The sequence below is a fragment of the Porphyrobacter sp. MBR-49 genome, assembly GCF_053628655.1.
Genome location: NZ_JBRJGU010000001.1, coordinates 229,542 through 251,109 on the forward strand (window position 1 = coordinate 229,542; position 21,568 = coordinate 251,109).

15 protein-coding genes are annotated in these 21,568 nt (G+C 55.4%); 5 read left to right on the top strand and 10 right to left on the bottom strand.

The genetic code is table 11. The annotated features are described in order from the left end of the window. Positions 1–123 precede the first annotated feature (123 nt). Positions 124–1,716: a glycosyltransferase gene (locus tag ACSSV3_RS01060; protein ID WP_354324979.1), complete on the top strand. Its 1,593-nt coding sequence runs from the start codon at positions 124–126 to the stop codon at positions 1,714–1,716. On the opposite strand, the gene ACSSV3_RS01065 is transcribed toward ACSSV3_RS01060, so the two are convergent. Together ACSSV3_RS01065 and ACSSV3_RS01070 are read right to left on the bottom strand one after the other, a co-directional pair. Next, positions 1,659–3,632 carry a glycosyltransferase gene (locus ACSSV3_RS01065; protein ID WP_354324978.1) on the bottom strand — a complete coding sequence of 658 codons (1,974 nt, stop codon included), beginning with the start codon at positions 3,630–3,632 and terminating at the stop codon, positions 1,659–1,661. The two genes, ACSSV3_RS01060 and ACSSV3_RS01065, sit on opposite strands and share 58 nt — an antisense overlap. A gap of 1 nt (position 3,633) precedes the next feature. After that, a complete protein-coding gene (locus tag ACSSV3_RS01070) occupies positions 3,634–6,201 on the bottom strand; it encodes a CgeB family protein (protein WP_454184731.1) in 2,568 nt (855 codons plus the stop codon). Positions 6,202–6,351: 150 nt separating this feature from the next. On the opposite strand from ACSSV3_RS01070, the gene ACSSV3_RS01075 reads away from it, so the two are divergent. Together ACSSV3_RS01075 and ACSSV3_RS01080 are read left to right on the top strand one after the other, a co-directional pair. Further along, a complete protein-coding gene (locus ACSSV3_RS01075) occupies positions 6,352–6,972 on the top strand; it encodes a hypothetical protein (RefSeq protein WP_354324976.1) in 621 nt (206 codons plus the stop codon). A gap of 119 nt (positions 6,973–7,091) precedes the next feature. After that, complete coding sequence (locus ACSSV3_RS01080; RefSeq protein ID WP_454184732.1) at positions 7,092–9,431, top strand: hypothetical protein; 2,340 nt, start codon at positions 7,092–7,094, stop codon at positions 9,429–9,431. A gap of 44 nt (positions 9,432–9,475) precedes the next feature. Here the strand turns inward: ACSSV3_RS01080 and ACSSV3_RS01085 are convergent, their stop codons facing one another. From ACSSV3_RS01085 to ACSSV3_RS01120, 8 genes are all read right to left on the bottom strand, one after another. Beyond that, positions 9,476–12,091: a glycosyltransferase gene (locus ACSSV3_RS01085; RefSeq protein WP_354326097.1), complete on the bottom strand. Its 2,616-nt coding sequence runs from the start codon at positions 12,089–12,091 to the stop codon at positions 9,476–9,478. Between the two features lie 138 nt (positions 12,092–12,229). After that, positions 12,230–12,691: a hypothetical protein gene (locus ACSSV3_RS01090; protein ID WP_354326096.1), complete on the bottom strand. Its 462-nt coding sequence runs from the start codon at positions 12,689–12,691 to the stop codon at positions 12,230–12,232. 13 nt (positions 12,692–12,704) lie between these two features. After that, entirely contained in the window at positions 12,705–13,643 is a 939-nt protein-coding gene (locus ACSSV3_RS01095) for a phytanoyl-CoA dioxygenase family protein (RefSeq protein ID WP_354326095.1), read from the bottom strand. Positions 13,644–13,676: 33 nt separating this feature from the next. Then, positions 13,677–14,324 (bottom strand): ABC transporter ATP-binding protein, encoded by a 648-nt coding sequence (locus tag ACSSV3_RS01100; protein WP_354326093.1) that lies wholly within the window; start codon positions 14,322–14,324, stop codon positions 13,677–13,679. After that, on the bottom strand, positions 14,321–15,103 hold the full coding sequence (locus ACSSV3_RS01105; RefSeq protein WP_354326092.1) for an ABC transporter permease: 783 nt from the start codon (positions 15,101–15,103) through the stop codon (positions 14,321–14,323). Before ACSSV3_RS01105 ends, ACSSV3_RS01100 begins: the two co-directional genes overlap by 4 nt. 10 nt (positions 15,104–15,113) lie before the next feature. After that, positions 15,114–16,328 carry a Wzz/FepE/Etk N-terminal domain-containing protein gene (locus tag ACSSV3_RS01110; protein ID WP_354326090.1) on the bottom strand — a complete coding sequence of 405 codons (1,215 nt, stop codon included), beginning with the start codon at positions 16,326–16,328 and terminating at the stop codon, positions 15,114–15,116. A gap of 152 nt (positions 16,329–16,480) precedes the next feature. After that, on the bottom strand, positions 16,481–17,215 hold the full coding sequence (locus ACSSV3_RS01115) for a DUF5672 family protein (protein ID WP_354326088.1): 735 nt from the start codon (positions 17,213–17,215) through the stop codon (positions 16,481–16,483). A gap of 61 nt (positions 17,216–17,276) precedes the next feature. After that, entirely contained in the window at positions 17,277–18,833 is a 1,557-nt protein-coding gene (locus ACSSV3_RS01120) for a glycosyltransferase family 2 protein (RefSeq protein ID WP_454184733.1), read from the bottom strand. A gap of 274 nt (positions 18,834–19,107) precedes the next feature. On the opposite strand from ACSSV3_RS01120, the gene ACSSV3_RS01125 reads away from it, so the two are divergent. Then, complete coding sequence (locus ACSSV3_RS01125) at positions 19,108–20,373, top strand: capsule biosynthesis protein (RefSeq protein WP_354326084.1); 1,266 nt, start codon at positions 19,108–19,110, stop codon at positions 20,371–20,373. A 161-nt stretch (positions 20,374–20,534) separates the two neighbouring features. Beyond that, on the top strand, positions 20,535–21,548 hold the full coding sequence (locus ACSSV3_RS01130) for an NAD-dependent epimerase/dehydratase family protein (RefSeq protein ID WP_354326082.1): 1,014 nt from the start codon (positions 20,535–20,537) through the stop codon (positions 21,546–21,548). Positions 21,549–21,568 lie beyond the last annotated feature (20 nt).

The window sequence follows — 21,568 nt, forward strand, 5'->3', positions numbered from 1 at the left end:
AGCGACATGAGGGGTCAGCACGAACGAAGCCTGAAAACCGCGCGTGGTTTGGCCCTGGCCGCGCTGCATCTTTCTGCCAGTGGCAAGACTTCAGCACTGAATCTCGCGCGCCAGGCAGTCGCCATGAATGCGGAGCCCGAAACCTTGGTCGCCTATTGCCGCGTTGCAACCGCGCTTTACGATATTGGCGCCCTCGAAGATGCTGTCGCGCTGGCCGAGCCCTATGCCGCTTCCAGCGCTGAATTGGCTGCGCTGATAAATGAGCTGCGCGTCGGCCCGCTTGCCGTGATCGCGCTTGCCCGTCGCCTGCCTGCGCGAGAGCCGCTCGCGATTACGCCCACCCCGGGGCGCATCCTCTACATCCTGCACAAATCACTTCCCCATGCGACCGATGGCTATGCAACGCGCAGTCACGGTCTTGCGCGGGCGATGCTGGCCCGGGGGGCTGATCTTGTCTGCCTCACCCGGCCCGGATTTCCCCACGATCTGGATGTGGACAGCGGCGGCGCGCTGGCAGACAACGCAATCGAAACGGTTGGCGGGGTGCCCTATCACCGGCTGGCCTCACCCAAGCGCAGCGCCTTTCCACCGCCGCCTTTCGAGTGCATGGCACACGCCTCAATCGAATATCTGACCCGGTCGGCGGCGCGGCTGGTCGAAGCTATCCGGCATCATCGGCCAGCCTGCGTAGTGGCCGCATCAAACAGCACGACGGCGCTGCCTGCGTGTCTGGCCGCGCATCAATTGGGCATCCCCTTTGTCTACGAAGTGCGCGGGTTCTGGGAAATCAGCCGCATGGCGGGCGATCCGGATTACCTGCGCACGACCATAGGCCGTCAGGAACGCTATCTGGAAATCGCCACTGCGCAAGCGGCGCAGGCGGTCATCACCTTGACCAGCCCGATGCGCGATGAGCTGATCGCGCGGGGTGTGGAGCCTGCGCGCATTACCGTGGTGCCCAATGGCTGCGATCCCGAAAGCTTCGCGCCCAAGCCGCGCAACCGCGCGCTGGCAGAGCGGCTGGCACTGGCGGCGGAAACGCCGGTGATTGGCTATGTCGGTTCGTTCAATGCCTATGAAGGCCTCGACATTCTGGTGCGGGCCTGCTCCATATTGAGGCGTGAAAGCCTGCAGTTTCGATTGCTGCTGGTGGGGAGCGAGCCACCTGACAGCGCAGGCAACCAACCGGTCACGGACGAAATCAACCGCATGGCGACCGAGCAAGGGCTGGGAGACTGGCTCATCATGCCGGGCCGTGTTCCGCATGACACAGTGGCCGATTGGTATTCGCTGATCGACATCGCGCCATTTCCGCGCAAGTCACTGCCGGTGACGCAACTGGTTTCCCCGCTCAAACCGCTTGAAGCGATGGCGATGGCCAAGGCGGTGGTGGCATCCAGCGTGGGGGGAATGCAGGAGATCGTGGCGGATGGCCACACCGGACTTGTCGTTCCGAGTGACAGCGCCCCTGCCCTTGCGAAAGCGCTGCGCGCATTGCTACAAAATGAAAACCAGAGGCATCAGCTTGGCGCGGCGGCGCGTGAGTGGGTGCGGGATGAGCGGGGTTGGGAGCATTCTGCGATCAAAGTGATGAATGTGTTAATCGAAACAAACGCAAATATGTCCGATCAAAACCTGAAAATACTAAATTCAAAATATCACAGGATTTCCATGAATAAATCTCTGACCTTACGGACAAATATATCTATATCATAATTTCGCCGTACGTGCGCGATGCCTTTCTTACGTTTATCGTCAAATTCGCTTCTACTCTGGGAAATAGACTTTATTGCTTCAACAATCTCGTGCGACTCCTCGAAAATACATTCTTCTCCCCAAATGTATTCTGCGCCCGGCCACCGCTTGACCAACGAAATGCACCCGCCTGCAAAGCCATCAGCAATTGCCAAATGGAAACTTTCAAAACCAGGGAAACCCAAATCTGGTTCGCTTAAGGATAGAACATATCCAACCTTCTGCCGAGCTAATTCAACCTTCACGTCAACATGGCCAACAAATTCTACAGCATCCCCTAATTTATTTTTAAGAATATAATTTTCACATTCCGAATAATATTTCATCTCTACCGTATTATTTGCTATCCAATGCAAATCTTCAGGGCGTTTCCCAAAAATCTTTATTTTAAACCTATCATTAAATTTTTTAAGATCTGCCAATATTTCTAAAGCCGCTCTATAGCCTTTCTGGGATGGTAAGATCCCTATCATAGCGAGTGTGCAAAGCCGGTCTTCATAAAAAGTGGCGTCGTAAGCATCGGTACGGATAAAATTATCAATTATATGAACTTTATTTCGTGGAATAGACGGGAATCTCTCAATAAGGCGCTCAAAAAAGAATACAGATACTATAATAAATGCATCTACGTTATTTATTGCAATCTTATCACCATAATCGCGCCCAAGCTCCATTCTATGAACCCGTATTATCAATCGTTGATGCGGCATCTTACGTTTAGAATACCATTCAGCATTACCCAAAAGCCATTCGCACCATATAAAATCCGCCCACTGTAAGTGCTCGTAGCTATCCTCTTCATGATGAGTTTCATGACCTCTCCATTCATCATATTCAATATTGAAATATTTAGAAAGTTCATCGCGAGCTTCTTTGATAAATTTTAAGTCGTAGCCAGCTATCAAGAGTCTTGGCTTTATGAGATTGATGAATTCATTGAATGACGCACTTCTTATAGCTTCAACTATATCTTTGATGCGTGCCGTATAATTAAATTGGTTAATATTTGACCAGTAGCGATTGACGAAATCTGAAAATGTCTGAAATATTATCGTATCGATATCGCCCCTGTTTCGATATATGAGGCTTTCGATTACGACCCTTAGCCCAACCTTCAATCGCAATTGAATGTAATTTAATCCGAGCGATGATAGAATACTTTGCGTGCTTTCCCAAACCTCCAGATGATCGCCGAGTTCTTTAGATCCATACCTTTGGGTGCTGGCCGGAGTAAGTGCGGGAATTTTGAAGTAAATATATGTTGGGGCTGCAAGATATTCAATATTTTTAGCATGTGTGAGTATATAAGCGAGGAAAATAGTATCCTCTCCCATCCGAATCAGCTCAGGCCATTCTATATTATGTTTTCGAAGTAACTGCGCTCTCACCAGACTCGTTGGCACCGTACTCTGTTGCCCGATTATCAAAGAGACTTTTTGCTTTTTCGATAGTTGATTGCACCATGCATCAATCTTATTCATCAGCTTATGCTGCCTTCCATCATAAGCTAAGAGCTCAGATCGAACCACACAGGCATCGGTTTTGCTAGCCATCTCCCAAAGCTGCGATAACGCATCGGGAAGAATCTCATCGTCACAATCCAAAAAGTATATGTACTCGCCCTTCGCCTCCTGAATTCCCTTATTCCGAGGGCGGGACGGTGATCCGCTATTTTCCTCAAGGCGGAAAATGCGCCAATTTTCCCTGCGCGCACACGCCTCATGCATAAATCCGTAAGTTCCGTCATCAGAACAATCGTCGATGAATATAACCTCAAAAGCTTCGGCGTCGTAATTCAATTTTGACAATGAAGCTACGCACCGACCAATCTTGTCAATTGCGTTGAAACACGGAATTATAATTGATATATTGATCATATTAGACTCTGTACGCACGAATTGACTGATTATGTACTCGGCAATGTAGCCATTCGAAAAATTGACCGGCACTGCCTATAATGGCTGAATCTGCTTCGGTTGATGCAACTAAGTAGCGCTGATCGTGCTGGTCTTCTAACGTCAGCAGATCATCTTCAACATATTGTAGGTGGAGGATGGCATGAATGATGCGATCCACATCAACTGCACCGTCAGTGCTCAAAGCAATGAAATGAGAAGTTTCTATTGGCTGAAAACGGTCGAGCATTGCATATTTTTCAAAGTGCGACGCAGACGTAACCGAAACCCCAAATCGATTAAATTCCCGATAAATCTGCGCCACATCGAGAGGCTTCATTTCAATATGGCAAACCAGAAGAAGGCGCGCGCCTGGAAACTGGCTGCCATATTGCTGATACCACGAAATTGCCGATAGAGCATTTTCTCGTCCCTCGACGACAAATACAAAAGTCGGAATGACTGGATCTTCGAGGTACGAAAAACCGATAGAATCTAAGATTGTACGCCAACGATGCTTATAAGTGTGATTAGACAACACCTCGTGCAGTGCATCATAGCGCATCTGGTTTACATTTTCTTGGGTTAGAGATTGAAGCCTCTCAGGGTTTTTGTCAGCGAAAATAACAAGATCGCCGAACATAAGATTCACGCCTGTCGAGAAATTTGACACCACAAGCGTGTTACTTGATATCAATTCGAATACGCGCCTAGCGAACATCGTTTCTGATTCAGTGACAGTATTAAAGTTAAGACCAATTTTGCTCAACGTATAAACCAGAGGCATTTCATCATGGGGTCGCGCTGGATTTAGAAATTTTCGGTATTTTTGTGGCCACTCGTGAAGTAGATCATTAGAATTATGGTACCTGTCAAATATCTTCAAATTAAAATTATTCGAAATAATCTGATCTAAAATATTTTCCATAGCAATAGTTCGATCATGATGATTTTTATACCAGCTTCCCGCAAAAACAATTTCATCCCTTCGGCCAATGTCAGGCGTAGGCTTGAAAAGGCGAGGATTTGTAGCAAATGGAAGAGAAAAAACATTTTTTGAGCCATGTTTAGATTTATAACTTTCGATGCACTCGACTGCGGTTGTAAAAACATTATCAAAAAGCTTGGCTGTTTCTACAAAGTTATGAATTTTATCGTCATGGTGAGTTGGATCTTCTTTATTCCAAAAAATCGTCGGGATGTTTTTATTTTTACAATGATTTAATATTGCTATAATTTCATTCCGATTTTCGCGCGCAAAATTTTTGCTCGCATATACTTTGCCCTTCCACGGTCGACTCTTCGAGTCGATTCCAGACCAGGCAGACTCGCAAAGAAAAATATCGGGCTGATGCTTTTCAAAGGTTTCCAACCAATTCTCGGGTGTTACTGGTAACGCCAGAAATTCATGTCGGAAGCTGTTGAATGTGAATTCGTCAGCAATTATCGCAACCCTGATGTCTGATATTTTTTTCGGTATCATTTTTTCGATGTCAGCGGCCGAGCGATTGTGTTCCGAGGCCTCCTCCTGAAGACCCTTCGCCCAAGTGCCGCCAAAAACCGATGCTTGATCGTTGCTCGCAGATTTGAACGTCCGAAGCGCATCACTAACCGCCTTCATATGCGCTTGCGTTGTTAGTTCTGCTGATTGCGAAGGCTGTGCGGATTTCAGGGCATCGCGAAGAGCCGCCGCAAGACTTTCGGGTGAGGCGGGTGTAAACGGGAAGACGAGGCGATTTTTTGCTTGCCCCACGCGCGCACTGAACTGATCCGGAATCACAACAGGCTTGCCAAGCGCGTGTGCCATTTCCTGCCTGAAATGGTGGATCGGAAACGGGCCGTTGTTATTGCCCGCCATCAACACCGCGGCATCCATGCAATCAACCAGCGCCGCAGTTTCGCCGAAACCGTCCAGCAGCGTTTCGTGTATCCACTCGCGGCCAGCTGTTAGTGAACTGGTTGACGCAGGCTCATGAGTCGCGCTGAGGATCAGGAGATGAATCGGCACACCCGCATCGCGTAGCATCGTGCAAGCCGCGATTAAATGCTCCCTGTCTTGCGGGGACGCCGAGCCCGCCCAAAAGCCAATGACTTTTGAATGGTGATCTATTTGCAGTCTTTTTTTGATTAGATCACCGCTTCTGCGGCTCTCCGATAGAGTGTTCCTGGTGTCCCTGGTGTCCCTGAGGGGCTTTTCCATCGTTTGTCGCAAGTCATCATATTCTTCGCGATTGTTCAGGGCCTTTTCAATCCACGCCCAACGCTCTGAATCCGTGCCCGCGATGGTTTCTAGCAGCGCTTCACATTCCGCAGCTATGGCGATATTCTTCCGCCGCATAGCTGCCCAGAAATAAGCTCCCGATGTCTCTTCCGACAAATGCGCTTCAAATGCGGCGTGCGCTAATGCGTATTCCGACTCACTTCGCCCAGCCTGATGGAGGCAACGAGCCGCGAAAATAAGGGATTCTGCCTGTTGAGAGGATGAGAGGCGATGGGGAGACGAAACCAAAGAGCAATTCTTTTCCATACCGTTAGCCAGTATCGCGGGCACAGCTTCTGATCAATTGCTATCAGGGGGGTACTTGCCAAAAAGAATTTCTAATGGTTTTGCCGGGTTGGCAGCGTGGCTTGCCCTTCGACCCGCTAACGAAAAACTTGCTTCGCCTCTAATATCATCCATAGCCCAACTGGGACCCGACCAGTGACCAACAAACCCTTCATGCCCGAAGCCGAGACTGCCCATCTCACGCAGGTCTACGCCGATGCGCGCGTTATTCTTGAGTATGGCTCTGGTGGATCGACGCGCGTTGCTGCGGCCATGCCGGGCAAATTCATCATGAGTGTGGAATCCGATCTCGATTGGACCCGCGGCTTGCGGCGCGATCTGGCGGGTGCGGCGTCTCCGGTGATCTTGCACCATGTCGACATCGGGCCGACGGGGCCGTGGGGCCGTCCGTTGAGTGATGATAAGTGGCGGGCGTACCATCGCTATCCCAACACGGTGTGGGATCAAACCTGGTTTCGCCAGCCAGATGTCGTCCTGATCGACGGGCGCTTTCGGACGGCTTGCCTTGCTGCAGTGATGCTGCGCACCAGCCGCCCGGTGAAAGTGCTGTTCGATGATTACGGTGTGCGTGAGAAATATCGTCTGGTCGAAAAGGTCATCAAGCCATCGCAAACCATCGGCCGGATGGCTGAATTCACGGTTTTGCCGGGTGCCACATCGCAAGCAGATTTGGGCTTTCTGATTGAGCAATTTTTCGAGATGACGGTCCATGGCGAAGGCGAAGCGGCCTATCGGCTTCCCGAGTCTGCGTCATAACCACGAGGGGAAATGCGGCCGTTATTGGGCCGCGCGCTGGCCGGTTGTAATCGTTCTGCAATTCAAGGATAGCCGCCACGGTCGGCCCGTTTGACCCGATGGCCGTAAAAGGATAAAGCATGTCGCAGTCTCCAGAGCCGAAATTGCCCGCGGGAAAAGGCGGCTACACCAGCCAAGCGCTCGATATTCTCGGGCGAGAAATCCTCAACCCGGCAGCCAGTTGGACGCCGTTCTGGAAACCGCGCTTTGTCGCGGCTTCGCCTGCGCTTGTCCACCTGCCGTTCCTGTTCTGGCTGATGGAAAACCACGCGCCGCAGCGCGTGGTGCAGCTTGGTGTCGGCGATGGCGTTGCCTATCTGGCACTGTGTCAGGCGGTCGATAAGCTTGGCCTCAATGCTGCCTGTCGCGGCATTTCATTGTTCGGCGGGCAGGAGGCCAACCCCGAAGCTGCCGCTCATAATGCTAAAATGTATGAAGATTTCTCAGTCCTTTCGACCGAAGAGCTGGCGACCGCCAATCGGCATTACCGCAAAGGGGGCATCGACCTGTTGGTCATAAACACGCCGCTTGGTGCCGACATTGCTGGCGTATTAGCTGACAAGTGGAACAGATTGATGTCGGATCGCGGCCTTATCGTGGTGCTCGACAGCACGGCGAAGATGACGGAGGAGGGCGCTAAAGTTTGGCTCACTCCCTTGCTCGATACCTGCCCGGCAATCGAGCTTGAACAGGGAGAAGGTCTGCTTGCGCTGACGGTCGGGCCCGATCAGGATGGCCGGATCAGTCGGCTTGCCGATCTTGAACTGGGCATGGCCGGCTATCGTGAAGCGCGTCAGGTCTTTCAAACTCTGGGTGACAGGATTGTTGCGGGTCACTCTGCTGAAGAGCTGCAAGCTGCGCTTGAGGTCAAAAGCTCTTCCCTCACCGATTCGCAAAATCAACTGTCACATATCCAGCAGGAATTAGCCAAGGCACGCGCTGCGGAAGACAATGCGAACGAAGAATTGGCGCGGGTTCAGGCGCGAAGCTTCGATCTGGAGAATGAACGGTCTGAACTGGCGGCGAAACTAGCCGAGGCGGCTCGTGCGCGGCGCGAGCTGGATGAGCAGCTATCCGCAGAACGGGAACGTCACAGCGCCGAACTCGCCGCGAAGATCGCTGAGACGCAGACGGTGGAGGCTGATCTCCAGAAGTCCCAAACCGCGCGCGCCGAGCTCGAGACGAAGCTAGCCGAGGCGGAGGCTGCGGCGAGCAACCTTGAGGAAAGCCTCGCAAAGGCGCGGGAGGCTGAGGAACAGACCGCGATCCTTGCAGCGCAGCAAGCAGATGCGGCCCGCATCGAACACGAAAAGATTATTGCCCTTGTCGAGCATCGCCTTGCCGAAAGCGAGGCTGCTCTGGCCAAGGCGGATCGTGCGCGGCGCGAGTTGGAGGAGCAGCTATCCGCCGAACAGGAACGTCACAGCATCGAACTGGTGGCGAAACTGGCCGAGGCGGAGGCTGCGGCGAGCAACCTTGAGGAAAGCCTCGCAAAGGCGCGGGAGGCTGAGGAACAGACCGCGATCCTTGCAGCGCAGCAAGCAGATGCGGCCCGCATCGAACACGAAAAGATTATTGCCCTTGTCGAGCATCGCCTTGCCGAAAGCGAGGCTGCTCTGGCCAGAATGGATCGTGCGCACCGCGAGTTGGAGGCGCAGCTATCCGCCGAACAGGAACGTCACAGTATCGAACTGGTGGCGAAGAATGACGCGTTGTCTAATTCATCGGAAAAATACCGCGCGCGCCTCGCCGATATCGCGGAACTGGGGCGGATCATTCGCGCCAAGGACGAAGAAGTTGCGCGGCTCCGGTCACAAAATGAGGAAAGCGATCGCGAGCGCATCGAACTGCAGCAAAAATTATCCACTGAGCAGGACCATCACAGCGCCGAACTGGCAGCGAAATTGAAAGAGCTCGAGCGCTCAAAGACTGAATACCGCGAGCGTCTCGCCGATATCGCGGAACTGGGTCATATCCTTTCTTCCAAGGACAAAGAGCTTACGCAGCTTCGGGCACAGCATGAAGAGGATGAAATTCGTTACCGCGTCCTTGCGCAACTGGCGAAAACGAAGGCCGAACTGAAGCAAGCCGAAAAGCCGAAATTGCGGCTTCGTCCTGATCGACGCGCGAACAATGCAATTGCCGAGGACATTCGTCTGGTGGAGGCATCCGACCACTTCGATGCCGATTGGTACCTCGCCTTCTACCCCGATGTCGCCGCAGCGGGAGCCGACCCCGCTCACCATTTCGTTACCGAGGGCGCCTACGAGTTACGCAATCCCGGACCGGGTTTTGACTCTCTGAAATATCACAAAGCGTATCCCGACGTGACCGCCGAAGGGCTTGCCGGGTTCATTCACTATATTCGTCACGGGCGCGCGGAAAACCGCGAGACGTTCCCGGTTGGTGAGCGGCGCTGAGACGCACGAAGGGGGCATCGCCCCTCCTTCCAAGCACTCTCACTTCAGACCAAAGCCTGATCCTGAATCTCACGCGCGCACGCGCGCGCCGCGCGGCTCATCCGTTCCAGTTGCAACCGCGCCGCGTCCAGCGCCAGCACGGCATCGGCGACGCTCTTGGGCGAATCCGCCGGAACGACGAAACCCGTCTTTCCGCTAATAATCAAAGATGGTGGCGCACCGCGATCATAACAGATCACCGGCCGTCCCGCAGCCATGGCTTCGACCACGGTGCGCCCGAAGCTTTCAGCGAAATGTGACAGGCTAAGCACAATGTCAGCCTGCCCGATCGCCTCTGCCGGGGTCGCAACGTAGCTGCGCATGATTACGTTTGGTGGAAGCGGATACAGCAGATCTAGATCGCCAGTCTTCGGCCCGATCAACAGGAAATGCACAGGCCATCCGGTGGCGGCAACGATGCGCGCGGCCTCGACCACATCGTTGATCCCTTTCTTCGCGATGTTGCTGCTAATCAACGCCACTTTGAGAACTGGCCCAGGTGCAAAAGGCAAGTCGAACAGTTTTTCGTCAATCGCATTGGGCCGAACGGTGCAACGATCCGGGCTTGCTAGCCAATCGGCCACAACCTGCGATGGCATGATAAAGCGGTCCGCCTGTTCCAGCAATTGCCCGCGCAAAGCTTCGGCGGCCATCCCCAGCGCTCGGCACAAGTCCGGATCCTCTGTGGGCATTTCTCGCACATAGACGACGCTGGGCGCACCCTCTGCCCGCGCAGCAATCAATGGGGCTTCAAGAGCGACGGTGTTTACGTGAACCTCCGCCGGCCGATGCTTGCGGATCAACGCGCGCGCAGCTTCCACAGTTTGGGGCGACGGCGGGTAAAGCGCATTGCGCCATGTTTGCGGCAGGGTTTCCACGGCGACGCTGATTTCCAGCAGTGCGTTCAGATACGCAATGTTTCGAATAGTCGGAAGCACCACGACCGGGCACAAACCATCGCGCACGAGGCGCTTGACGACATCGAGCAAGCTGCGCTCTGCGCCGAACAGAGTTTCTCCCGAAGTATGGGCGAATACCAGAGCGCGCCGGGCGTCGGGCGCTGTTGGCTGCAGTTTACCCTTGAAGGTGGGCAGGCACGCTGCTCCTTGCGCCTGCCCCACCCGCAAAAAGTGCAACAGAGGGTTTTCATCAGCGTTCAGCCCCTGGGCATGCCGATAACCACTGGTGCTGAAGCATGGGCTTGGATCGCGATTTTCGCCTGCGCCTGCGGCGAGGTAGTGCCGCGCCGCACCAAGATCGGACTGCATAATGTCCGGATGGGCCAGCAGGTACCAATCTTCGTCCAGCAGGTCCGATGCGACCAGCGCATCGTGATCGTCAGGTTCGGCATCACTGCCATCAAGGGCGACACCGGCAGGCGCGCGAAAGGGGCGCTGTGTCGGGTGTTGCGGCAGGTAAAGGTCTACTGGTTGCGTAGCGCGCGCGTGCCACGCGAGGGCGGCCTCCATATAATCATGGCGAATGCCCGAATACTGCGTGCGCATGTGCGTCAGGCTGCGATTGGTGAGCGATCCCGGTTGGGTTCGACCAAAGGCCAACGGCACTCCGGGACACACTTCAGCGATGGCTCCGCCGCCATAGGCATTGAGCAGGCGATAATAATATTCGGTATCGGCATTAACACGGGTGCGATCCCAATAACCGATCTCGTCGCGCAGGCTTGCCCGGATCATAAGCGAAGAGACATTGCGGTAAACCCAGCCCTCTTCGATCCGCCAGCGGGTCATTGCCAATTCATCATCCACCCGGGCCCAGTGGGAAACCGAGGCTTGCCGAGCAGGATCGTCGATTAGCGCGAGCGCCTGACGCTCAACTTTATGCGGGTGCGACCAGTCATCGGCGTCGTGCACTGTCACGAACGCCCCGCGCGCTTGCGCAAAGCCTTCATTGCGGGCGGCATAAGCGCCCTGGTTCGCACCCAGAGCAATGACCTTGATGCGCGGGTCTTGCGCGGCGGCCGCTCGGGCAAGCTCAAGTGTCTGATCGGTCGATCCATCATCAACAATCAGGATTTCGAGGTTCGGCCAGCTTTGTGATCTCAAGCCACGCAATGCTGTGGGCAGCACTTTGGCTCCGTTGAATATCGGCACGATGATGCTGACCAGCGGTTGGCTTGCGAGCCGCTCTTCCGCATCTGCTATTGGTTCGCCCTGCAGCCTGTCAAACAGCCCGTTATCGCCGCCCGACAATAATATCGCCGCCAACCCTGAACCTGCATAAATCCGGTTCAGGATTGTTGAAAGATCGCGATCTGATGCACCATGCGCCTTTGCCAGCGAGAGGTGGGTGAGGGTGAAATCTGGCGATTCACCGAACCGTTCGATCCCGGTTTGCAGAATCTCAACGGCACGCCGGGCGTCATCGCACACAACGCCAAGCTGCACAGCGAGCAGGTAAGGGCCAGGATGCGGCACGGCCCATCCGCCTTCGGGGTGAGCATGGAAGGCAAGAATGGCCTGATAGGCGCGCTGCAGGTTGTGCTGATCAACCTCCCAGCGCGCCAGCACCCAGCCAGCAGCAGCCTTTTCTGCTGGCGGGCCGCGCTCCAGCAGCGCCCGAAGCCGGGGTAGCGCGAGATCGTGGAAGCCACGCCAAAGCATCCGATCCAGCTCCAGCGCGTGAACCGGTGCCTGTCGTGCATGCGGAACGGCCGGAACGGATTGAAGCCAGTCAAAAAATTTAGCCGAATCCGCATCGAAGCGTGGCGATTGTGATTGCGGCCTCACGCGGAATCTCCATCAGGCCAGAGGCCTGCCTTCGGCTTTTCCGCAATGCAGGTAATGGACCAACGCCGGCCAGCCAGCATCGATAACATCGGGATTGGCGAGATAGTAGTTCATGGTGTCGAAATCAGGCCCCGGATTGCGCCGCTCGAACGCCCCGGCGCGAACATAATGTTCGGCGGCATCAATGCCGCTTGCGGCAACATCGCGATACGTATGGGCATACCACTGCGGGTCGAATTGCGGCGCTTGCATCAGAAGCCCAATCTGCTGCTGCACCGATGGCAGTCCCTCAGCAGGGCCGTTGAGCACCATCTCATAGGTCGCGTGCAGAAGGGCGATTTCCACCTTGTGCCTGAATTGCAGCTCTCTGATTTCCGCACGTAAAACGGCCTGAATTTCGAGATCACTTTGCCCTGCGCTCATCTTCGCGATCGCTTTCCCGTCGATGATCGACCACCGGCGCAGATCACGCAAGTGCCAGCTAGGATCACTGTTTCCGCCCCAAGCGGCCAACCCACTTATGCCACCGCGTATCTTGCGGCAAAGCACCAAATGCCTCGCCAAGATACTGGTTCGGCCGCCGTTGGCCATCATGGATGGCCACGACCTCGCGCGTTTGCAACTGCCCGGTCACCTCGTCGGAAAAAGCAGGAGTATAATAGACGCAGTCCTCAAAATAGTAATGCGTAACCTGCGACCAGCGAGTGAGCGTTGGGTTTGTTTGGTGACTGCCGCCATGCAGCAGATTCGCGCCCCAAATCAGCGCTTGCCCCTTGCGAGCGGTGAAAACTTCTTCCGAAGCGCCATGAACATCGCACAGTGCTTGCCAGGCTCGAGCAAATGGCAATTGAGCAGACGCCTCCTCGCTGCCGAAACCTCGCCTTCCGATCATCGCATTCGATATGATCGGCCAGCGGTGTGAGCCACGCACGTAAAACAATGGCCCTGCATCGAGCTTTACATCCTCCATCGCTAGCCACACACCGCACATGAAGCGTTCAGGCAAGGACGAGAAATGGACTGAGTCGGAATGAACTTTCTGCTGGGTGCCAACAGGAAAATTAAGCGTCTGAAACGGAAAAGCTGGGCGGCCATAAAGCTTGCCAAGCAGATCTAGCACATCCGAATTGGCGGCAATCGCGCGCACGTCATCGTCGAACTGCCAGGCATCCTGAATGCGGCGCTCGCCCCTGGTCTTGTCGGCCTGCGGGTCATCAAACGCGATATTGAAGTGCGGCCCAAGGCGCACCTTTATTCGTTCGATCCGAGCATCAATTTCGGGATCCGGAAAGTCGATAACAGCAAAGCCATGGGTATTGAGATCTCTGGCAATGGACTGCTCCGCCTCAGTCAAGTCGGAAAGGCTATCGCTGGCAAAGATCGGCGATTCGAACCGCGGAACACCTGGGAAAATAGGATCGTTCATAATATCCTTTACCTGAAAGCAATCACTAAAACCTTAAAGTGTTTTATAAATTTCAACAGCTTCTGCCACGTTTTCATAAACAGTTGCTTTCCCATCATTCAACAATATTGCGCGATTGCAATATTGATTTATCATTTCGAGACTGTGAGAGGCAAGCAATAGTGCGCGGTCAGTGCGCTTTTCGAAAAACTCGGCCTTTGATTTGTTCTGAAAATTCCTGTCGCCGACCATGATCACTTCATCGATTAGGTAGCAATCAAATTCGATGGCTAACGAAAGAGCGAATGCGAGGCGCGCACGCATGCCAGAAGAGTAAATCTTTACCGGCATTTTCAGATTGCTGCCGAGCTCGGTAAACTCCTCCACATATTCGCGAATTTCTGCATAAGGCTTGTCATAAATCCGGGCAATAAAGCGGGCATTATCATATCCGGTCAAACTGCCCTGAAAGCCGCCCGTAAAGCCCAGCGGCCATGAACAGGTCATGCGGCGGGTTACCTTTCCCGCAGTCGGCATTTCAACGCCGCCAATCAGGCGGATCAAGGTTGATTTGCCCGCCCCATTGCGGCCAAGAAGGCCAATGCGATCACACGGATTGATTACAAAATCGACGCCCTTAAGGACATTTTTCGTCACATGCCCGCTACGGTAGTCCATGTGGAGGTTGCAGCATTCAATCATGTAATCGTCATCGTTCTGCGGACCCTACGAGACAGGATCAGTCCGATTAAAAGGCAGACAAGCGAAAGGCCCAAAGCCTTAGGGATATCGTAATAAGGCGTGACAGCTGCTCCGAAGACACCAAAGCGCATGAGCTCCATCCCACTGACCAGCGGAGACCACATGAGAGCGTCTCTGACGTTAGGCGGCAACCAAGCTGCCATGTTGAACACGCCTGAGAACGGAAGCGCGATGTAGACACTAATAGGGACGAGTTTTTCGACCGCTTCCGACATTTCCGAAATAGGCGCGAGAATTGTGCAAAGCGAAAATATGAAGAATACGTAGATCGCCCAACCCAGAACGAGAACTCCAATATCAGCGGGGAAAGGGAAGAGGCCAAAAAATGCCAGCACAATACCAGCAAATATATACGCCATCATCGCACCAACCGACTCGATCAGCACGCGCACGATAATAAAATCGAGAATTTTGACTTGCCGGTGATAAAGTAATGAAGAATTGGCTACAAATATTTTTGCAGACTGGCCGAAAGAATGGCGCAAGAAAGTCAGTGGGATGTAACCAGTCGCCACGAACGCGAATACACTCATACCGTGATTAGTGGGGGCTTTAAGAAATGACCACACTAATCCAACCAAGCTTGCAAACAGCAGTGGCTCTACCATGATCCATAGAAAGCCGATATTTTCTCGGCCAAAGCGAGTCATCAACTCACGGCTCGTCAAAGCCCGAATCACCTTGATCTGGATGCGCCACCCTTCGCTAAAACGCGCCATCGCCCGTCAGTCAATCTTCTGATGCGTGCTCGCGCACCCCGACAGCCAGCATCCAGCCAACGAAATAGAGGCAAAGCGTCCCGAACAAAACGGCCAGAATGGCGCGCAATCGTGCAGGCTTGATGGCTTCATCAGGTCGATTGGGTTCGACCACGCGTTCGAGATAATATTGTTGCTGCACCGCCTCAGCCCGCGCTTGTTCAAGGGCGGCGTTGGCTGCAGTCAACATCTGTTCGGCAAATTCCTGCTCAACCAGCAGATTTTCGTATTGTGAGATCTTGGCGGCAATCCCGTCCGGCGTGCCAACCGCACGCCCGGTCTGCTCGGCCACCTGCTGCGAAATACCTGCGATGCGATCCTGCAGCGCGGGTATCGATGGATGGTTGGGTGCGTTACGTTGAATTTCTGACAGTTGCGCGCGCAGCGCAGATTCTTGTATGATTAATGCGTTCGAAACTTCCAGCACGCCGATGCCTTGCTGCTGGGGGTCGAGGATTTCTGCAGAATTGCGGTAAGCGCCCAACTGAACGCGCGCGCCGCGCAATCTGTCCTGCGCTTCGTCGACGCGCGCCTGCGCTTCCTCAATCGCCTGCGAATTGATCCGCTTGTTAAGCTTATTGACCAAATCCTCACCCAAATTCAGCAATCCGGCATTGAGTTCCCGCGCTTCTTCGGGGGTGAAGGCACTCACACTCAGCACAGTGAGCCCCGTTTCTGCATCCGGGTTGGCCTCAATCATCGCAGTGTAGTATTTATACAGGCCTTCGAACGTATCGCTCTGATAGACCAGCGGGAACCGGCTAAGAAAATCGGCTTCGGGCGAGGCAAATGCACCGCGAACATCCACCTGCTTTGACAGGTCTGACAGCGCGTTGCGCGAACGTAAATATCCAATTATTTCACTGGCTTGCTCAGCGCCATTGCCCAAGCCAGTGGATTGCAACAGCCCCTGCAGCGCCGAACCGCTTGATTGTTTACGATCAGGGGCCTTGATGACGAAACGTGATTCAGAAACGTAAATATCAGAGGCGATTACCCCGTAATAGAGGGTGGCCAGCAGCGTCGGAAGGACCACCGAAAAAATGAACCAGCGACGGCGCCGGATCACCGAAGCGAATTTGTGACGCCCACCAATCGCCGCGACATGGCGTTGCAATTCAGGATCGTGTTGCATGATGTGTGTTTTGAACTCAGCGTCTTTTGATGAGGATTTCATCCATAGCATGCAATTTGTCCGTCGCGGCTATGATCTGCCCCATAGCACCCGTTTTGCAAAATTTCCAAATTCTTTAAGGCCGAACGCGGTCACGCGTAATAAGGCCGAACGCGGTCACGCGTAATGGGGCCTGCCACCCCAATGACACGTATTATCGCGCCCTAGCGGCTTCGCCCCCAGCGCCGCGCATCCGCAAGGCGCCGAGCGATCATTTTACAGGCGCGTGACACACCATTTTCCCCTGCCAAGACCAGCAGCAACAGATCTTTGAAATCGTGCCGCAAGGTCGCTGTGTCATCAAGCGTCTGGTAAATGTTCCAGAATTGCTCGGTGCCAAGAACGCGGGGCATCAGGAATACGCCGTGATAGCCGAAGGCGGCGGCAGGGTCTCCCGAGCGCTCGACGGCAAAGATATCCGCAAGCGCGGCTGGCGCAAAGCGCAGCCCAAGACTTTCCAGAAATATGCGATTGGTGCGGCAAATGGCGACATCCTCTGGGTGATGCGCAGCGAATTGCGGATGGCGGCAGGCTTCCATCAAGCGCCGGCTGCGCAGCGAAAAGCCGCCATTGCCAACAACATGACCATCATCGAATTGCGGCCAGCTTGCCCCGATGTAATCATAATCGAGGAACTCCGGGCGCCAGCGCGATGCATCCAGAACGTGCCCATCCCATTGCACAATCAGACAGTGGCTGGTGGTGCAATGGTCGACCAACTTCGCAAGGATGAAATGGGAATAGGCCACGGCGGAATTGATCCGTTCCACTCGGACGACACGGATTTTCTCCGAAATGGTCGCGCCAAATTCAGCCGGATCAGCATCGGTGAACAGCAACGCTTCGGCGACCTCGATCTGGGCGAGACTTGCCTCAAGTGCGCGAATGGTTGCTGTCACATTTGTTGAACTGACGGCGCACATTGTCACGTCGTCCAGAACCAGACGCGGGGGCGCAGGATCAGAGCGCGGGGACAAAGTGTTCGCTCAACCGGCTAAGGTGCGGGTGGTGGAAGGGGTCATACGTTGCCCCCTTCGTGACGAGGCGCATGTTCCACAGATCATTCAGGAATGCCACCTCGCGCGCCTGACGCGCTGCACCTGTTTGATCGCGGTCCAGCCTGCGTGACACGGATTCGTGGTGCACCAACCGCGCGCGCGGTTCGTAGAGGCTGCACCATCCACGCGCACCCAGCCGCAGGCACAGATCGACATCGTTGAACGAAACCGCAAAGCGTTCGGCATCAAACCCGCCAACAGCATCAAATTTCGTGCGCTCCACCACCATGCAGGCCGCTGTTACCGCCGATACGAATTGGGGCAAGGCATGGCGATGGAAGTAACCCTCCTCGTCGGGTTTAAGCAATCGGTGCGCATGCGCCGCTGCGCCGCCAATTCCGATCACCACCCCGGCGTGCTGAATGCGGCCATCCGGATAAAGCAGCTGCGCGCCCACCGCCCCGACATCTGGCCGAACGGCTTGGCGTGCCATTGCAACCAGCCAGCCCGTCTCTTCAATCTCGATGTCGTTGTTGAGAAAGCATAGCACCGCGCCCCTGGCCTCTTGAACAGCGCGGTTGTTGATCGCCGCGAAATTGAACGGACCATCATCGCGAAGGACACGCACGGCCGCCGGGTCAAGCTGCGCAAGATAATGGAGCGTTGCCGGGTCGTCGCTGCCATTGTCGATCACAAGTATCTCTAACGGTTGCGGATATTCGGTGCGCGACAGCCCTTCAAGGCAGTTTGCGAGCAAATCGACACGATTGCGCGTGGGCACCAGCACGCTCACGCGCGGCAAGGTTTCCTGCGCGCGCGCTGGCTGGCGTTGCGCAAGCGGCAGGCGTGGTGCTGGCCGTGATCGGCGGTGATGCAGGATGTGGTGGAGGTGAATGATGGCACCGTTTTCACGCTCGCTGTCCTCCACAGCCTCGGCAACAAGCCGGGCGGCCCAGTACGGTTCACGGCCCTTGATCGATGGCGCGCGCGCCGCTCTGACAAGTGCAGCACCAGTCACGTAATCGAAGTGGCGGAAAAGCTCACTGTTCCAGTCGGGTTTGAAATGGGGCTTATGACGCCGTCCTTTGCGGTCGATCAGATCATCATCGGCATAAATGACGCGGCAATTCTCCGGTGCCTTGGCGGCGGCTGCGCGGTAGTAATCCCCCGCCCCGCTGGCAATAATATCGCCATTGGCAACCGGCATGACCCAGCCTTCGCTATCAGATATCGCCCATTGGACGTCGGAAACTGCGCTTACCACCCGCGCTTCGATTGACTCGGCGAGGAGGCTGGCAAGTGTCGCCTCGCTTCCTTCGCCATCCTGGATCAAAGCGACAATCCTTGGTGGCTTTGCGGACTGTTCGATGTGCGGCAACGCTCCGTTGCGGGCCAGCCACAATGCGAAGGCGTGCGGCGTTTGCCCCAGCAGCGGGGCAAGATGAAGGCCGGCACGCATCCGCTTGCCGATCAAATACCACCACAGACTGCGCCCATAAAGCACAGGGTGCGCAAGCATGGCCTCGATATGCACAACGAGCAGCAAGAATGCAGCAGCCATTCCGGACGATCGGGGTGGCACAGGGGAACGCGTCATAGGCGTGCGTTAAGCTACCACGCTTTCGAAGCAAGCCCCCGTTAATCTGAAATGTGGCTTTAGCACTGCCGCTGTTTCAGTGAGAGGCTTGAGAACGCACACGAAAATCTTGCCAAAGGATCGACAGGTTACAGGCATAGCGACTAGGGTCGATTGTAACTTCGGTTGCAATTATGGAATTATCCAAGTTCATCTTATGACCTCAACAACCATTCCGCTTTCCGCGCCTGACGCCGCGCCCGCCAAGTCACCGCGCCGTGTCATGCTGCTCCAAGGCTTGATGGGCCCGTTCTTCCGTCAGCTTGGGCAAGGTCTGCGCAAGGCCGGGCACACGGTGTTCAAGGTCAATTTCAACGGCGGTGATCGGGCTTACTGGCGGCTGCCGAACGGGATCGACTATCGCGGAACCCTGTCCGAATGGCCGGATGCTTTCGCCGATCTGCTGCAACACCACCAGATCACCGATGTCATGCTGTTTGGCGACTGCCGCGATCACCATATTGCCGCGCTCAAGGTCTGCCGGGAACGCGGTGTTTCCGCCTGGGTATTCGAGGAAGGCTATGTCCGGCCTGACTGGGTGACGATGGAGATCGGCGGCGTCAACGGCCACAGTTCGCTCCCGCGCGACCCGCAATTTTACCGTGACCGCGCCGCTGCATTGCCGCCCGTGCCCGATCACCGCAAAGTGCCGTCTTCGTTCCGCAGACGCGCCAGTGAGGGGTTTTTTTACAACGCTGCCGATGTGCTGACCCGCTGGCGTTATCCGGGCTGGCACACCCATCGTCCGTGGCATCCGCTGGTCGAAGGCATGGGCTGGGCGCGCAAGCTCAGCCGCAGCAAAGAGCGGCGCGAACAGGCCGCAGCCTTGATTGCGCGCTTGCTGGATCGGGATGAGGCCTATTTCCTGTTTCCATTGCAGCTCGATTCAGACGCACAGATCCGCCTTCATTCCCCATTCGCCGGGGTCAAGGAGGCGCTGAAAGTCGTGCTTGAATCCTTTGCCAAACACGCGCCAGCCCATACCCGGCTGGTGGTGAAGGAGCACCCACTCGATAACGGGGTCCGCAACTGGGAGCTTGAAACCAGCGACCTTGCCGAGCGATTCGGGGTTGCCGGGCGGGTAGATTACTTGGCGTGGGGGGATATCGAGGCGATTTCCGAACGCGCGCTGGGGATGGTCACAATCAACAGCACCAGCGGAACCTTGGCACTTGCCATGGGCGTTCCGGTGGTAGTGCTGGGCACAGCGATCTACGACTTGCCTGATCTCACCTGCCAGAACGGGCTCGACCATTTCTGGACCGAAGCTACCCCGCCCGATCGCGAAACCTTTGCAGCCTTTCGCCGGGTGTTGATTGATCACTGCCTGATCCCGGGGGGCTTTTTCTCCGGCGAGGCGCTGGACAAGGTGGTTGCGCACGCCGTTGCCCGGTTTGATGGGCGCGGGCTGCCGCCGGACTGATTCCGACGTCCTTGCGGCGCAAACCAATTCTGTCGAATGTGCGTCGACATGGGTCAAAAGGGCAATTTTTTTTAGCTTTTGCTTGTGGGCACAACGGATACGGTGTTGCTTCCCGCTGCTACTGCCCACGCCACTCGGTAAATCCGGTTGAAGGATAATTCATGCGCACCATTCTCGTCACCGGTTCGGCCGGTTTCATCGGCTACCACCTGTCGCAGTTGCTGCTCGATGAAGGTTTCCGCGTGGTCGGCTTTGACGGGATGACCGATTATTACGATGTGCGGATCAAGCAGCGGCGCCACCAGATGCTGCTGCAACACCCGCATTTCAGCGCGACCGAAGCCATGCTCGAAGATTTCGACGCGTTGCACGCGCTGGCACTAGCGGAAAAGCCCGATGTGATCGTCCACCTCGCAGCCCAAGCGGGGGTGCGTTACAGCCTCGAAAACCCGCGCGCCTATATTGAGGCGAACCTGATCGGCACCTTCAACGTGATGGAATGCGCGCGCGAACTGGCGGTCGATCACCTGCTGATGGCCTCGACCAGTTCGGCTTATGGCGCGAATACCGAAATGCCGTTCACCGAAATGCAGAAATGCGACACGCCGTTGACGCTCTATGCCGCGACCAAGAAGGCGAACGAGGCGATGGCGCATTCCTATGCCCATCTGTGGAACCTGCCGACCACGATGTTCCGGTTTTTCACCGTCTATGGCCCGTGGGGGCGGCCCGATATGGCGCTGTTCAAATTCACCAAGGGGATCCTCGAAGGCACGCCGATCGATATCTACAATAACGGCGATATGTTCCGCGATTTCACCTATGTCAGCGATCTGGTGCGCGGCATAAGGCTGCTGGTGGATACGCCCCCGGTGCGCCCCGAAACGCCCGAGGATATCGCGCCGGGTGACAGCCTTTCCCCCGCAGCCCCGTTCCGGGTGGTGAATATCGGCAATGGCGACAAGGTGCGGCTGATGGATTTCATCACCGCGATCGAGGCGGAATGCGGGCGCGCAGCGGTGCGCAATTATCTGCCGATGCAGCAAGGCGATGTGCCCGCGACCTGGGCCGATGCGAGCTTGCTGAAATCGCTTACCGGCTATGCGCCGCAAACGCCGTTCCGCGAAGGGATCAGGCAGTTCGTGGCGTGGTACCGCGATTATTACCAGGTCTGAATGGGCGCGTTAAAATGGGC